The following is a 13141-nucleotide window of genomic DNA, read 5'->3' on the forward strand; positions in this document are numbered from 1 at the left end:
CTCCCGGTTTTCGAGCCACGTCTCCGCCCGCCACCTCTGCGTGGCGGCTGCCGTCTGTCCTGCACGGAGCCCTTGCCATGAGCACACCCGAATCCTCCCGCCTGCGCGCGCAGTACGTGCCCGCCAACGCGGACGCGCCCTCGGAAACACCGCACCCGCACGATCCGCACGGTTTCATCGCCACGCTCGACCGCATCGGCAAGGGCGCGGCCGCCGACGGCCAGCCCTGGCCCGAACGTCATCAGATGCCAGGGCGCCGCATGGCGCTGGCCGACGCGGACTGTGCGTTGGCCGGGCTGCGCGTGGCGCTGGAAATGCTGCTGGCTGCCGAGCGCGTGCGCCAGAACGGACCCGACAAGGAGTACGTGGGCGACCGCGTGATGGAGGGCCTGATGATGGCCAGTCTGTCGCTGGCCGCACAGGTCAGTGCACGCATGCGGCCGGAAGGGTGATACGGGGAACAACGCGCTCTGCAGCGCCGGGCACGGCCCGGCGCTGCAGAGCGCGCCACATCACTCGCAGAGCGCGCTGTCTTCCTTCAACGCGGCATCCTGCAGTGGCTGGCGCTGTTCGATCTGCGCACGCTGTTCCGCCGTCGGTTCGCCCAGCCACCACACACGGCAGCGCGCGGTAAGACGGCCGACCAGCTTCGACTGATCGGGCGAGTACAGCATCGCCAACGCGGTGCCGGGGCAATCGTGGGCCTGGCAGGCGGTGTAGAACCACCACGGCTCGCCCTGCAGCACTACCAGCTCGCCAGGGCCGCTGGGCCCGCTCAACAGGCGTTCGCGCAGCGATGGAATCTCCTTGTCAGCGGATTCGGCTGCGGCCGTGTTCTTCATCAGGGCGTTGAACGCGGCCAGCACCTTCGGATCCTTGCGGCCGCAGTCGTCCACGGTATTGCCGCCCACCAGGGTGAAGAAATGCGTCGCCAGCGGGTTGTCCGCGCAGGTGAGTTCCCCGCCGGCGCTCGGGTCTTCCGGTTCGCCTTCGTTGTCCCACACCGAGGGGTCCACACCGTCTTCGGCGGACGGTTCCTTCTCGACCACCGCCGCCGCGGCGGCCGGTGCTTCGGCGGTCGGCGCTGGCGCCACAGCAGGTGCAGTCTCGCCAGTCTTTTCCGGTGCCTGTCCGCAGGCTGCCAGCAGCGCGGCCATCATCGCCATCCCTGTGATTCGCATCTTCATTCCGTGTCCTTGTCTGATCTGCGCTGCGTCCGCCGAATCGGCGGCCGCGTGATTCTAACCAGCGGCGCGCTAGGATGCGTCTGAAGCCTTCCCATCATCGCCAGGGCCTGGACGCATGCGCCGCACACGACTCGCCATGATCTTCTGCAGTGCCCTGCTGATGGCATCGCCGGCAACTGCCCACGATGCAGAAGGCGCGAAGCCCGCACAGCCGCTTCCCGATATCGCGCTGCCCGCACCACTGGACCGTGTACTGCGCGACTACGAGCAGGCGTGGCGCACGGGTGATGTCAAGGCATTGGGTGCGCTGTTCGCCGAGGATGGCTTTGTGCTGCAGAGCAACCAGCCGCCGGTGCGCGGCCGCAGTGCGATCGAGGCCGCGTATGCCGGCCAGGGCGGCAGCCCGTTGCGGCTGCGTGCGCTGGCGTATTCGATGGAGGGCAACACGGGCTACATCGTCGGTGCGTACAGCTACGGCAACAACGTGGGCGATACCGGCAAGTTCACGCTCACGTTGAAGCGCGTGGGGGATGGGCCGTGGCTGATCTTTTCGGACATGGACAACACCAGCGCGCCGCCACGGGCGCGGTGATCGGCGTTGCAGTAGATCCACGCCATGCGTGGATATGCAGCGCGCGTGATGCCAAGCAAGCTTGGCACCCACCAAAGCCTGTCTCCCGTCCGGCACCCGCGTGTACTCCCTGATGAAAAAACCCCGGCACGTAGCCGGGGTTTTTCGATTCACTTGAACAGCGTGTCCGGGTATTCCGGTTTCTGTTCCCGCGCCAGCAATGCGCGCAGGCCTTCTTCCGGCGTCTGCTCGCCATGCAGCACGGCACGCACGCGGTCGGAGATCGGCAGGTCGATGCCATGGCGGCGCGCCTGTCGCATCACTTCGTCGGCGGTCTGCACCGACTCGACCACCTGGCCGATTTCGCGCACGGCATCCTGCAGCGTCTGGCCACGGCCCAGGGCCAGGCCCAGGCGGCGGTTGCGCGACAGGTCGCCGGTGCAGGTCAGCACCAGATCGCCCAGGCCCGCCAGGCCCATCAGCGTTTCCGGCTTGGCACCGATGGCAGCGGCCAGGCGCAGCATCTCGTTGAGGCCACGGGTGATCAGGCCGGCACGGGCGTTGAGGCCCAGCTGCATGCCATCGGCCACGCCGGTGGCCACGGCCAGCACGTTCTTCATCGCGCCGCCCAGCTCGGCACCAACCATGTCGTCGCCGGTGTAGGCGCGGAACGCCGGGCCATGCATCGCCTCGGCCACCATCTGCGCGAACTCGGGCACGTCGCCGTGCACGGTGATCGCGGTCGGCAGGCCCTGGGTCACTTCCTTGGCGAACGACGGCCCGGTGACAACGGCCAGCGGCACGTCCTCACCCAGCACTTCGCGCGCCACTTCATGCAGGAAGCGGCCCGAACCGGGTTCGAAGCCCTTGGTGGCCCAGGCCACGCCGGCACCGGCAGGACGCAGCGGCGCCAGCGCACGCACGGTTTCGCCGAAGGCATGCGAGGGGGTCACCACCAGGATCCAGGCCGCGCCCTCCACCGCCGACGCCAGGTCGGTGGTGGCACGCAGGCTGTCCGGCAGCGGGATGCCCGGCAGGTAACGCGGGTTCTCGTGGCGCTGGTCGATGGCTTCGACCACGGCAGCATCGCGCCCCCACAGCACGGTCGGATGACCGTGCCGTGCGAGCAGGCTGGCCAGCGCGGTTCCCCAGGAACCGGCGCCAAGCACGGCGATCTTGTCAGCGGTAGTGCTCATCCGTGACGTCGCGGCAGGAATCAGGCGTTGCCAGCCGGCTCGGAGTCAGCCAGCGACGGTGCGTCGCCCTGCTCCTGGCGCTGGCGCAGGGTTTCTGCGTACAGGCCTTCGAAGTTGATCGGCTGCAGGAAGAACGGCGGGAAGCCGCCGGCCTGGATCAGGTCGCTGATCAGCTGGCGCACGTACGGGAACAGGATATTCGGGCACTGGGTGCCGAGCAGCACGTCGATCGACTGCGGGTCCAGGCCGACCAGGCCGAACACGCCGGCCTGCTTCACTTCGGCCACGTAGGCGGTGCGCTCACCGGCCTGGCAGGTCAGGGTCACGGCCAGCACGACTTCGAAGGCGTTCTCACCCAGGCGCTGCACCTGCTGGTTCAGGTTCAGCTGCAGCTCCGGCTGCACCTGGTCATTGAAGATGGTCGGGGCGTTCGGCGACTCGAAGGAGACGTCCTTGACGTAGATCTTCTCGACGGTGAAAGCGGGGCCGGTGGCGGCATCGACCGGCGCAGCAGCGCCGTTGGTGATCTCTTCGGACATTTCCAGTAACTCCAATGAATGCAATGAAAACGATGGTCGAATTACTGCGATGGGGGCGGGATCAGGCCCATACAAGGCCGGATCCGCCACCCGCGGCAATCAGTTGCGGCCCTTGACCAGCGGCAGTTCGGCCTGCTGCCAGGCGGGAATGCCGCCGTCGAGCACGTAGACCTTCTCGAAGCCGGCCTTCTTCAGCGCCTTGGCGGCGGTTTCCGAGGCGTTGCCGCTGCGGCACACCAGCACCACCGGCGACTGCTTGGCGTTGGCCACCAGCTTGTGGTCCGGGCCGAAGGCACTGGCCTGGGCGTTGCGGCTGCCGGCAATGTGGCCCTTCTCGAAGTCACCGCTGGCCGACAGGTCGACCACCACCGTGCCGCCCGCGTTCATCAGCTGGGTCAGTTCGGCGGGCTTGATGCCCTTGAAGCCCCGGAACAGGCGGCGGATCTCGGTGACGATGATGGCCACGGTCAGGCCGACCAGGGCCGCGGACAGCATCGGGTTTCGGCCTGCAAAGGCCAGCAACTCTTCGTAATTCACTCAGGTCACGGGTCGATTAAGCGGGCGCCGATTGTCGCACAAGCCGGACGCGGCCCGTCACTGCCCCTTCCACAGGTCCGGCAGGCCGGCGGTCTGCCACCAGCGCTTGGCCTCCGGATCCCAGCGCCAGCGCTCGACCACCATCACGGTGCGTTCGGCCTGGGTGTTCTGGTTGATCACCCCGATTTCGACCCGGCGCTCGACCAGGCCGCCTTCCAGCGCCGCGCTGCTGCGCTCGCGGTAAGACGACACGCGCAGCTGCGCGTAGCGGTTGAGCTCGAACTCGGTAGGCGGCTTTTCCTTGCGCAGCTTGGGGTCCAGATAGCCGATGGCATCGTCCATGCTGCCCCAGCGGATGGTGGCGCCGTAGGCGATCTGGGTCTCTTCCAGCAGCTTGCGCTGCTTGCGGCTCAGGTCGTCGGCCGAAGCCACGGCGCTGACCAGCAGCAGGGAACACATCAGGAACTGGATGAGGCGGCGCATCGGTGGTTTCCCCAGAACGTCAGCCTGCCATCCTACCCTTTGGCGAAGGCAACAAAGCGACCGCTGAACTCTGCGGCAGGCTTGCCATCGGCACCGGGCTGGGTGGCGATGATGCTGATGCGGGCCTTGCGGCGCTGGCGGAAGGTGTTCAGGAAGGCGTCCCAGCCGGTGGCCTCGGCCGCTTCGGCGTGGGCGTGCAGGTCTTCGTAGACCGGCGCCAGGTAGCGCAGGTTGCTGTCGGCCACGTAGACCTCGGCATCGTGGCCGGCCAGGCGCAGGCGCAGGCTGACCAGCGCCCAGCCGGACAGGGTCAGCACCGAGGCCAGGCTGCCACCGAAGGCGTTGCCCTTGTCGTTGACGTTGGCGGCCAGCGGCGCGGTGATGCGCAGCACGCCATCGGCATAGCCGTCGAGCTGGATCTGCATGGCGCGGACCGCCGGCATGCAGTCCAGCACGTCCTGCAGGGCGGCCAGCGAGGAAGTCAGAGCATCAACGGACATCGGAGCAGAGACCACGACAACGAAGGGCCCGCATAATGCAGGCAATGGCCGACCATACGATACCCACTGGCGCCGCCGGTTCCGAGCCGGGCTGGACCTTCATTTCGCTGCGACCGCAGGGCCAGAATTCCGCGCTGCGCCGCGCCGTTGCTGGGCTGGGCGGGCATGTGGTGGCCCTGCCACCCTGGCGCCTGCAGCGCTTGAACGGCATGCCAGTGGTGCGTCAGCTGCAACGCGCGCTGAACTGCGATCGGGTGGTGTTCACCAGCCCGGCCGCCGTTGCCGCAGCCGCGTCCCTGCTGCCACTGGCCGAGGCGCAACGCAGCCCGTGGCTGACCGTGGGCGAAGGCACCGCGCGCGCACTGCGGGCGCAGGGCGTCGGCGAGGTGCATGCACCGCAACGGATGGACAGCGAGGGCCTGCTGGCGTTGCCGGTGCTGGCCGAGGCGCGGGGCCTGCGCATCGGCCTGGTCACCGCGCCCGGCGGACGCGGGCTGATTGCTGCACACCTGCAGGCCGCAGGCGCCACGATCGAACGTGCCGATGTCTACCAGCGCCGCCTGCTGCGACTGCCCCCGCGAACGCTGGCGCGATTGGCGCATTCAGCACAGCCGTGGGTACTGGCCGTGAGCAGTGGCGAAGCGCTGCAGCATTTCTGGCAACAGCTTCCGCCGGCCGGGCAGCAGCGCCTGCGGGCGTCTGCCCGCGTGGTGGTTGCCAGTGACCGCCTCGGCGAACAGGCGCAGGCGCTCGGCCTGCAGCGCATCACACGCAGCGCCGGCCCCACCGCTGCGCAGCTGGTGGCCGCTGCACACGCCACGCTCACCGTCCCGGCAGCGACCTGAACAGGGACGTGGGTCACGCTTGCCGCTGTGGTCGGCAACAGTGATGCTGTGCACAACGCGGCCTGCCGGATCCTGACCGGCGACGTTGCCGACAAGGAAGCCCCATGAACGAGACTCCGCCCGTTTCCCCGCCCCGTCGACCCGTGCGCTGGCTGCTGCCGCTGGCCGGGGTGGTCGTGCTTGGCGTGGGCGGCTATGCCGGCTGGTACGTCTGGCAGCAGCAACAGCACGAACAGGAGGCGCAGGCACAGACCATGGCCGTGCAGCTGCAGGGCCTGGAGGCGACGCTGGATGCACTGCGCCGCGACCAGCGCGCGACCAGCCAGCGGCTGCAGGATGCGGCGACCACCAACCGCGTGCTGCGCGACGAGATGCTGGGCCTTTCGCAGCGCAGTGCGCTGCTGGAAGAGAACCTGGCCAAGCTGGCCGACAGCGCCAACCAGGGCCGCCAGGCGGTACAGCGCGATGAGGCCGAACTGCTGCTGACCCAGGCGGCGCAGCGGCTGAATTATGCCGACGACGTGGAAGGCGCGCGCCGCCTGTATGCACAGGCCGCCACCGCGCTGGCCGATCTGCCCGACAGCGATGGCCTGAACCTGCGCCAGGCATTGGTGCAGGAGCGCGATGCACTGGATGCGCTGGGCGCCGGCCCGCGCGTGCAGTCGCTGCAGCGGCTGGACGCCCTGGCCAGGGCACTGCAGGGGCTGCCGTCGCAGGTGACCGGCAACGCTGCGACCGACACCGCAAAACCGTGGTGGCAATCGACGCTGGCCCCGTTCGTGGACATCACCCCGAGCCGCCAGAATGGCCCGCTGACCGCCGCCGAACGTCGCAATGCCGACGACGCCCTGCAGCTGGAACTGACCCTGGCGCGCGCCGCGATCGAACGCGGCGACCGCACGGGCCGCGATACCGCACTGGAACGCGTGGAGCACTGGGCACAGCGGCGCTGGCCGGATTCACCGGCCCTGCGCGCGCAACGTGCTGAACTGAAGGCCTTGCGCGAGCTTCCGCTGCAGGCCAGCAACACCGTGCTTGGCAGCACCCTGCAGCAACTGCGCACCCAGACCGACCGGAGGTAATCCCGCATGAAACCCCTGCAATCCCTGGTTGTGCTGTTGCTGGCGGTGGCCATCGGCGTGGTGGCCGCGCAATGGCTGGGCGCCGATGACCTCAACCGTTTCGGTGAAGTGACCCTGCGCTACGGCGGTTACGACTACCACAGCAACCTGCCGAAGGTGGCGCTGCTGTCGGTGATCGCAGTGCTGGTGCTGTGGCTGCTGTGGAGCCTGATTGCCGCACCGTTCCGCGCCTGGGGCCGCTACCGCCGCAAGCAGGGCCGGGTGCGCCTGATCGACGGCCTGCAGGCCTACGAGCACGGCCAGTGGCAGCGTGCCGAGAAGCTGCTGGATGGCGCTGCCAAGGACCCTGAAGTGAGCGCGGTGGCGCTGGCCAATGCCGTGCGCAGCGCACGGGCACGTGCCGACGGCCCCGCCGGTGAATCGCTGTTGCAGCGTCTTGGCGAGAGCGATGCCACCCTGCAGGCGCTGCTGCGCGCCGAACAGCTGCTGGCGCGCGATCTGCCGGTGGATGCGATCAACGCATTGGACGTGGCGGCGATCCAGCCGCTGCCGCCGCGCGGCCTGTGGCTGCGTACCGAAGCGCTGGCGCGTGCCGGCCGCGCACACGAGGCCTATGGCCAGCTGGGTGCGCTGCGCCAGAGCAAGGTACTGCCGGCCGAATCGAACAGCGAACTGGAAGCCCGCCTGGCCGCACAGGCGCTGCTGGAAGCGGCCGACGTCAATGCATTGGCCGCACAGTGGGAAGCCACGCCGAAGGCGCTGCGGCCGACCCCGGACGTGGTGGGCGCCTATGCCAGCCGTGCGGTGGCCCTGAACTGGGATGAGCCGGCGCTGCTGGCGCTGGAACAGGCGCTGGACCAGCGCTGGGACGACGAACTGGTCGCGCTGTACGGCCGTCTGCCGGCCGAGCGCCTGGCCACCCGCCAGGCCAACCTGGCGCGCTGGCGCAATGTGCATGATGGCTCGGCCGCACTGCATCTGGCGCAGGGCCGCGTCGCCCTGGCCCAGCAGCAGTGGGATGCTGCCGATACGTTCCTGCACGAGGCCATCGCCGCCGGCGCCGGTGCCCCGGCGTGGGAGGCACTGGGTGAACTGTTCGCGCAGCGTGGCGAGCACGCGCTGGCCGCGCAGTGCCTGGCCAATGCGCTGCGACTGCAGCGCGGCGAGGACAGCGTGGCGCTGGTGCGCGGCAGCGAGGCACCATTGCGTGCCACGGTGGAAGAGCAGCCGATCGCGGTGCAGCCGCCGGTGTATGACGCCAATGAAGAGCGCGACGAGTTCGGCAACCCGCGGTTGCCGTGAGGCGTGCCGACCAACGGTCGGAGCCCACCGGAGCAACAAAAAAACGCCGCCCATTGGGCGGCGTTTTCATGTGTGGAACCCGGTAGTCGCCAACCTTGGTTGGCGCGCGGTCGCAACGATCAGCGTTCGACGATCGCCACCACGCCCATGCCGCCGGCGGTGCAGATCGACACCAGCGCGCGGCCACCGCCGCGTTCGGCCAGCTGCTTGGCTGCGGTAGCAATCACACGTGCACCGGTGGCGGCGAACGGATGGCCGGTGGCCAGCGACGAGCCCAGCAGGTTGATCTTGTCCGGGTCGATGCGGCCCATCGGTGCATCCAGGCCCAGGCGGTTGCGGCAGTAATCCTCGCTCTCCCACGCACGCAGGGTGCACAGCACCTGTGCAGCGAAGGCCTCGTGGATCTCGTAGATGTCGAAGTCCTGCAGGGTCAGGCCGTTGCGCTTGAGCATCTCCGGCACGGCCACGGTCGGTGCCATCAGCAGGCCTTCGCCATGCACGAAGTCCACCGCAGAGACGTGCGCATCGCGCAGGTACGCCTGCGGCTCATGGCCGTGCGCACGCGCCCACTCTTCACTGGCCAGCAGCACCGCGGCGGCGCCATCGGTCAGCGGCGTGGAGTTGGCGGCGGTCAGGGTGCCACGGCCGGAGACCTTGTCGAAGGCCGGCTTCAGCGTGGCCAGCTTTTCCAGCGAGGTATCCGGACGCAGGATGTTGTCGCGCTCGACGCCACGGAACGGTGCGATCAGATCGTTGAAGAAACCGCGCTCATAGGCAGCGGCCAGCTTCTTGTGCGAGGACACCGCCCACTCGTCCTGCGAGTCGCGCGAGATGTTCCATTCCTTGGCCATGTCCTCGCAGTGGTCGCCCATGCTCTTGCCGGTGCGCGGCTCGGCCACACCCGGGAACTCGGGCTTGAGCTCGGAGAACTTGAAGCCGGAAGTGAGCGCGCGGATCTTGTCGCCGGTGCTCTTGGCACGGTTGGCGGCCAGCAGGCGCGCGCGCAGCTTCTTGCCGTAGACGATCGGCACGTCGGAGGTGGTGTCCGAACCGCCGCCGATGCCCGATTCGATCTGGCCCAGCGCGATCTTGTTGGCGACAGTGATGATGCTGTCCAGCGAGGTGCCACAGGCGCGCTGCAGGGTGATGCCCGGGGTCAGCGGCGACAGGCCGGACGACAGCGTGGCTTCACGGCCCAGGTTCCAGTCGCTGGAGTGCTTGATCACCGCACCCATCGCCACTTCACCCAGCTGCTGGCCGTGCAGGCCGAACCGTTCGACCAGCGCGCCCAGCGTACGGACCGACATGCCGAGGTTGCCGACATCCGAATACGCGGTGTTCTGGCGGCAGAACGGAATGCGGACGCCACCGAGGATGGCGACGGGACGAGCGTTGGGCATGGAGATACCTGGCATGGATGAGGGTGTCTGCAACATGGCCTGCACGGCGGAGCAGGCATAATGGAGCCAAGTGTAGCTGCCGCCCTGTGATGGGCCAACCGTGGAACCATGAGCAAACCCGACCCCGCGATGAATGCCCTTGGCGTGCTGGCCCTGGAACTGGCCGGCGGTGAAATCCCCCGCCAGGCGGTACTCAGCGCCGAACAGGCCGGTGAACTGGCCGATCGCGTCGGCCGCGACCTGTCCAAGCTGGTGCCGCAGGTGGCCGAGCTGGACCTGGTGTTCGCCGCCGCCCATTTCGACCCGGCCGAAGTGCTGCGCCCGGGCTGGCCGATCCACCGCCGCCTGGAAGAACTGCAGATGCGTGCCCCGGGCCGCAACCAGGGCCCGCGCCTGCTGGCCTTTGGTACCGACGCCCAGGGCGACGTGCCGCTACCGTTCCAGGCCGACGCCAGCCTGGTGGGCGGCGGCCTGCGCGTGGTGCCGTTCCTGCTGACCGGCAGCGACGTGGCGACGACCAATGCGGTGGCCGAGGCGCTGGAAGACACGCTGCTGGCCAACGGCATGGCCCATGCCGACACCGCGTTGATGGCGCAGAACACCTTCGGTGCCCGCATCGAGCACGCGCGCTATTTCACCGTGAATGATCTGGCCGCGATGATGTCGATGCAGTACGACAACCAGGGCCTGGCTGCGCTGTGGCCGCTGATCGAGACCGCGATCATGGCCCCCGGTGAAGACGAATGGCTCAACGCCGCGCCCGAGCCGCTGCTGCGTTACACGCATGGCGAAGCACGCATGGCGCTGTTCGATCCGGCCGGCTGGTGCGCGCACTACGATCACGGCAAGAACGATTGCGACCGCCTGAAGGGCATCTACGAGCAGTTCCTGATGCGCCAGCGACAGATGGCCGCGGTGCTGGAAGCACATGGCGTGCCGGTACTGTTCGTGCACTGCGAGGCCGGCCAGGACGCGCGCGAACTGCTGGCGCGCTGATCAAGCCGCACCACGCGCCGCCAACCGGTTCGGCGGCGCGATGTGCCACCATTGCGGGCTTGTGCATGGATACTCATGCGCGATCAAGGACGAACTGCATGCTGTATACACTTCAATGCGCAGGGCTGACCCTGCTTGCCACAGCCGTCTGTGGCCTTCCGATCATGGCCCAGGCAGCGGCACCGGTTGCCGCGACACCCACCTGCACAGTTGCGCCGGCCTTCGCTGCTGCCGTGGCGGAGCCCGAGGTCTATGACAGCCATATCAGCTTCAGCAACACGGTCAAGGTGCAGGTCAACGTCGATGCGCAGGGCCGCGCCCACGATGCGCGCGTGCTGAACGGCTCCCGCAACCGGGTGCTGGATGATGCAGCCCGGCAGGCGGCCCTCAGCTGGAAGTATCAGTGCAAGGGCCTTGGCGGCATCGCGCAACCGGTCGTGCCTGTTCCGGAACCGGCTTGCCGGCTGGACCGCCTGAGCTGGGCGGACAACGAACCCAGGTTCTCCAGCGCAGTGCGGTCCAGCGGTTTGCGCGGCTCGGCGGAAGTCTGGTTGCGCCCGGGGGCCGGCGATCCGGTAAAAACGGAGGTGAAGATCGGCCGGAGCAGCGGGGATGCACGCATTGATGACACGCTGCTCAACGCCGCACGGAACTGGCGGCTGACCTGCCCGCCGGACGCGCCCGTGAAGCACCCCTGGATCAGCTTCACCCAGTCATTCAACTTCGAACCGCGGCGCCAGCCAGCGGCCACGGAGGCATCAGAGCCGGAGCCAGATGATGTGGTGATTGCAAATGATGCCCTGCTGGAATTCGGCACCGTCGCCGGCTTCGTTGAAGCGCTGCCGAAGATGAAGGGTGTAGATCTTGCGCCGGATCAGTCGAGTCAGCCGGGGATGACGCTCTACAACACCAGTCTTGGCGCGATCATGCGGGAAATCGAGATGACCGAGGGACGGTTGAAGCCGGTGACCATGACCCACTGGCTGGTGATGGTGCCGCCCCACCGCACGGCACCGGCCGTGGTGCGCACCTTCAAGCGCGAAGTGATCGATGCCAAGACGGGCAAGGCCCACATGCAGACCGATATCTCGATCCTGTGTGAAAGCGGCCCTGCCGAATGCGCTGAACTGCGGCAGCGACGCGACACATTGCTGCGATACCCCTGACCGCAGCAAAGGCAGCCGAGCATCGGCTCGGCTCTACAGGAAGGGATACAAGAAAAACGCCGGCTTGCGCCGGCGTTTTCCATTTCCAGCAGGAGCGCGCTTACGGCGCCTTCTGGATCACCGCACACGCCAGGCGCGCGCCGGCATTGCCGGTCGGCTGGGTCTTGTAGTCATCCGCATCGGCGTGGACGATCAGGCCACGGCCGATGATGTCGAAGTCATCACCCTTGCCGATGTTGACGTTGCTCGACACCGGGCCGTCGATGGTGGCCACGCCCTTGTCGTCGGCCTTGATGTTGGGCATGTCGCCGCCGTGGTGCGGATCGGTGGCGACATTGCCGTGATCCTGCTTGCCCGGGTTGAAGTGGCCACCGGCGCTCATGCCATCCGGGGCGCTGCAGTCGCCCTTCTCGTGAATGTGGAAGCCGTGCTCGCTGCCCGGCTTCAGGCCGCTGATCTGGCCGGTCACGTGGACCTTGCCATCGACCACCTTGAAGGTGACGCTGCCCTTGGTCTCGTTGCCCTGGGTCGGTGCCAGCTCGGCGCTGGCCGTAGCATCGGCAGCCGGTGCAGCCGCCGGGGCCGGCGTTGCAGCCGGTTCGGTGGTGGCACCGTCGGCCGGCGCGGCCGGAGGGGTTTCAGCCTGCGGCGCGGCCGGCTGCTGGTTGCAGGCCGCCAGGCCCAGCGCAGCAATAGCTGCGAACAGCGAAGTGTGGATCAAGCGCATGGAATCTCTCCCTGGATGATGCCTGCAGTGATCAGCGGACAACCCGGATCACGCCACAGGCGATGCGGACGCCGGCATTGCCGGCGGGCTGGCTGCGATAGTCGTCGGCGTTGGCATGCACGACCAGTGCACGTCCGGCGATATCGGTGGCGGCGCCTCCGCCAAGGGTAACGCCCTTGAGGTGGATATCGACGTTGGCGCGGCCCTGGGCGTCGGCACGCAGATTGTCCATGTCGCCCAGATGGTGCTTGCCGGTGCCGGCGCGGCCATGCGCAGCGCCACCGGGATTGAAGTGATTGCCGGCACTGCTGGCATCCACCGCACTGCAGTCGCCGCGCTCGTGGATGTGGAAGCCGGCCTGCTGCATCGGCTGCAGGCCACCGATCAGGCCGGTGATGTGGATACCGCCGGGCTCCACCATCAGTGCGATGCGGCCACTGACAATGCTGGCCGAGGCCGGCGCAAGATTGGCCTCGCCCTGCTTCGCTGCGCTGACCACGGTCGGCGGCGGCGGAGTAGGTTCGGTCTTTTTCGGCGCGCTGCCGCAGGCAGACAGCAGCACGGCGGCGGACAACGGCAGGATGGCAAAGGACAGACGCATCAAAGACTC

General features: G+C 68.1%; 16 protein-coding genes. 7 read left to right on the forward strand and 9 right to left on the reverse strand.

The features are described from left to right. The first annotated feature begins 77 nt into the window (after window positions 1–77). Window positions 78–452, forward strand: a complete 375-nt coding sequence (locus tag AC5P8Y_RS14160; protein WP_080354663.1) for a hypothetical protein — start codon at window positions 78–80, stop codon at window positions 450–452. 60 nt (window positions 453–512) lie between these two features. Here the strand turns inward: AC5P8Y_RS14160 and AC5P8Y_RS14165 are convergent, their stop codons facing one another. After that, on the reverse strand, window positions 513–1187 hold the full coding sequence (locus AC5P8Y_RS14165; protein WP_049402853.1) for an Ivy family c-type lysozyme inhibitor: 675 nt from the start codon (window positions 1185–1187) through the stop codon (window positions 513–515). 136 nt (window positions 1188–1323) lie between these two features. Between AC5P8Y_RS14165 and AC5P8Y_RS14170 the strand changes: the two genes are divergently transcribed. Then, entirely contained in the window at window positions 1324–1779 is a 456-nt protein-coding gene (locus AC5P8Y_RS14170; RefSeq protein ID WP_049402854.1) for a YybH family protein, read from the forward strand. A 149-nt stretch (window positions 1780–1928) separates the two neighbouring features. On the opposite strand, the gene AC5P8Y_RS14175 is transcribed toward AC5P8Y_RS14170, so the two are convergent. The 5 genes from AC5P8Y_RS14175 to AC5P8Y_RS14195 form a co-directional block, all read right to left on the reverse strand. Then, the gene (locus AC5P8Y_RS14175; RefSeq protein ID WP_012478742.1) at window positions 1929–2954 is read right to left on the reverse strand and encodes an NAD(P)H-dependent glycerol-3-phosphate dehydrogenase; all 1026 of its coding nucleotides are present in this window, start codon (window positions 2952–2954) and stop codon (window positions 1929–1931) included. A 20-nt stretch (window positions 2955–2974) separates the two neighbouring features. Further along, window positions 2975–3493 (reverse strand): protein-export chaperone SecB, encoded by a 519-nt coding sequence (gene secB, locus AC5P8Y_RS14180; protein ID WP_005407596.1) that lies wholly within the window; start codon window positions 3491–3493, stop codon window positions 2975–2977. Window positions 3494–3592: 99 nt separating this feature from the next. Beyond that, entirely contained in the window at window positions 3593–4030 is a 438-nt protein-coding gene (locus tag AC5P8Y_RS14185; RefSeq protein ID WP_005411869.1) for a rhodanese-like domain-containing protein, read from the reverse strand. Between the two features lie 57 nt (window positions 4031–4087). After that, window positions 4088–4513 (reverse strand): hypothetical protein, encoded by a 426-nt coding sequence (locus tag AC5P8Y_RS14190; RefSeq protein WP_005407594.1) that lies wholly within the window; start codon window positions 4511–4513, stop codon window positions 4088–4090. Window positions 4514–4545: 32 nt separating this feature from the next. Further along, entirely contained in the window at window positions 4546–5013 is a 468-nt protein-coding gene (locus AC5P8Y_RS14195; protein ID WP_005407593.1) for a YiiD C-terminal domain-containing protein, read from the reverse strand. 35 nt (window positions 5014–5048) lie between these two features. On the opposite strand from AC5P8Y_RS14195, the gene AC5P8Y_RS14200 reads away from it, so the two are divergent. From AC5P8Y_RS14200 to AC5P8Y_RS14210, 3 genes are all read left to right on the forward strand, one after another. Next, window positions 5049–5858, forward strand: a complete 810-nt coding sequence (locus tag AC5P8Y_RS14200) for a uroporphyrinogen-III synthase (RefSeq protein WP_049402855.1) — start codon at window positions 5049–5051, stop codon at window positions 5856–5858. A 104-nt stretch (window positions 5859–5962) separates the two neighbouring features. Further along, window positions 5963–6940, forward strand: a complete 978-nt coding sequence (locus AC5P8Y_RS14205; RefSeq protein ID WP_012478740.1) for a uroporphyrinogen-III C-methyltransferase — start codon at window positions 5963–5965, stop codon at window positions 6938–6940. Between the two features lie 6 nt (window positions 6941–6946). Continuing rightward, window positions 6947–8242, forward strand: a complete 1296-nt coding sequence (locus AC5P8Y_RS14210; RefSeq protein ID WP_049402856.1) for a heme biosynthesis HemY N-terminal domain-containing protein — start codon at window positions 6947–6949, stop codon at window positions 8240–8242. 119 nt (window positions 8243–8361) lie between these two features. On the opposite strand, the gene AC5P8Y_RS14215 is transcribed toward AC5P8Y_RS14210, so the two are convergent. Beyond that, complete coding sequence (locus tag AC5P8Y_RS14215) at window positions 8362–9657, reverse strand: acetyl-CoA C-acetyltransferase (protein ID WP_012478738.1); 1296 nt, start codon at window positions 9655–9657, stop codon at window positions 8362–8364. A gap of 93 nt (window positions 9658–9750) precedes the next feature. Between AC5P8Y_RS14215 and AC5P8Y_RS14220 the strand changes: the two genes are divergently transcribed. Beyond that, window positions 9751–10638 carry a hypothetical protein gene (locus AC5P8Y_RS14220; RefSeq protein ID WP_005407588.1) on the forward strand — a complete coding sequence of 296 codons (888 nt, stop codon included), beginning with the start codon at window positions 9751–9753 and terminating at the stop codon, window positions 10636–10638. Window positions 10639–10736: 98 nt separating this feature from the next. Then, window positions 10737–11804, forward strand: a complete 1068-nt coding sequence (locus tag AC5P8Y_RS14225; protein ID WP_231522456.1) for a TonB family protein — start codon at window positions 10737–10739, stop codon at window positions 11802–11804. Between the two features lie 100 nt (window positions 11805–11904). On the opposite strand, the gene AC5P8Y_RS14230 is transcribed toward AC5P8Y_RS14225, so the two are convergent. Next, window positions 11905–12531: a superoxide dismutase family protein gene (locus tag AC5P8Y_RS14230; RefSeq protein ID WP_005411864.1), complete on the reverse strand. Its 627-nt coding sequence runs from the start codon at window positions 12529–12531 to the stop codon at window positions 11905–11907. A 31-nt stretch (window positions 12532–12562) separates the two neighbouring features. Then, on the reverse strand, window positions 12563–13132 hold the full coding sequence (locus AC5P8Y_RS14235; protein WP_005407586.1) for a superoxide dismutase family protein: 570 nt from the start codon (window positions 13130–13132) through the stop codon (window positions 12563–12565). Window positions 13133–13141: the final 9 nt, after the last annotated feature.

It is taken from the genome of Stenotrophomonas sp. YJH_SMC_12-1, assembly GCF_059370935.1.

Coding starts and splice junctions, on each gene's coding strand:
- AC5P8Y_RS14160 (WP_080354663.1), top strand. CDS start 78: ATGAGCACACCCGAATCCTCCCGCCTGCGCGCGCAGTACGTGCCCGCC.
- AC5P8Y_RS14165 (WP_049402853.1), bottom strand. CDS start 1,187: ATGAAGATGCGAATCACAGGGATGGCGATGATGGCCGCGCTGCTGGCA.
- AC5P8Y_RS14170 (WP_049402854.1), top strand. CDS start 1,324: ATGATCTTCTGCAGTGCCCTGCTGATGGCATCGCCGGCAACTGCCCAC.
- AC5P8Y_RS14175 (WP_012478742.1), bottom strand. CDS start 2,954: ATGAGCACTACCGCTGACAAGATCGCCGTGCTTGGCGCCGGTTCCTGG.
- secB (WP_005407596.1), bottom strand. CDS start 3,493: ATGTCCGAAGAGATCACCAACGGCGCTGCTGCGCCGGTCGATGCCGCC.
- AC5P8Y_RS14190 (WP_005407594.1), bottom strand. CDS start 4,513: ATGCGCCGCCTCATCCAGTTCCTGATGTGTTCCCTGCTGCTGGTCAGC.
- AC5P8Y_RS14195 (WP_005407593.1), bottom strand. CDS start 5,013: ATGTCCGTTGATGCTCTGACTTCCTCGCTGGCCGCCCTGCAGGACGTG.
- AC5P8Y_RS14200 (WP_049402855.1), top strand. CDS start 5,049: ATGCAGGCAATGGCCGACCATACGATACCCACTGGCGCCGCCGGTTCC.
- AC5P8Y_RS14205 (WP_012478740.1), top strand. CDS start 5,963: ATGAACGAGACTCCGCCCGTTTCCCCGCCCCGTCGACCCGTGCGCTGG.
- AC5P8Y_RS14210 (WP_049402856.1), top strand. CDS start 6,947: ATGAAACCCCTGCAATCCCTGGTTGTGCTGTTGCTGGCGGTGGCCATC.
- AC5P8Y_RS14215 (WP_012478738.1), bottom strand. CDS start 9,657: ATGCCAGGTATCTCCATGCCCAACGCTCGTCCCGTCGCCATCCTCGGT.
- AC5P8Y_RS14220 (WP_005407588.1), top strand. CDS start 9,751: ATGAGCAAACCCGACCCCGCGATGAATGCCCTTGGCGTGCTGGCCCTG.
- AC5P8Y_RS14225 (WP_231522456.1), top strand. CDS start 10,737: ATGCTGTATACACTTCAATGCGCAGGGCTGACCCTGCTTGCCACAGCC.
- AC5P8Y_RS14230 (WP_005411864.1), bottom strand. CDS start 12,531: ATGCGCTTGATCCACACTTCGCTGTTCGCAGCTATTGCTGCGCTGGGC.
- AC5P8Y_RS14235 (WP_005407586.1), bottom strand. CDS start 13,132: ATGCGTCTGTCCTTTGCCATCCTGCCGTTGTCCGCCGCCGTGCTGCTG.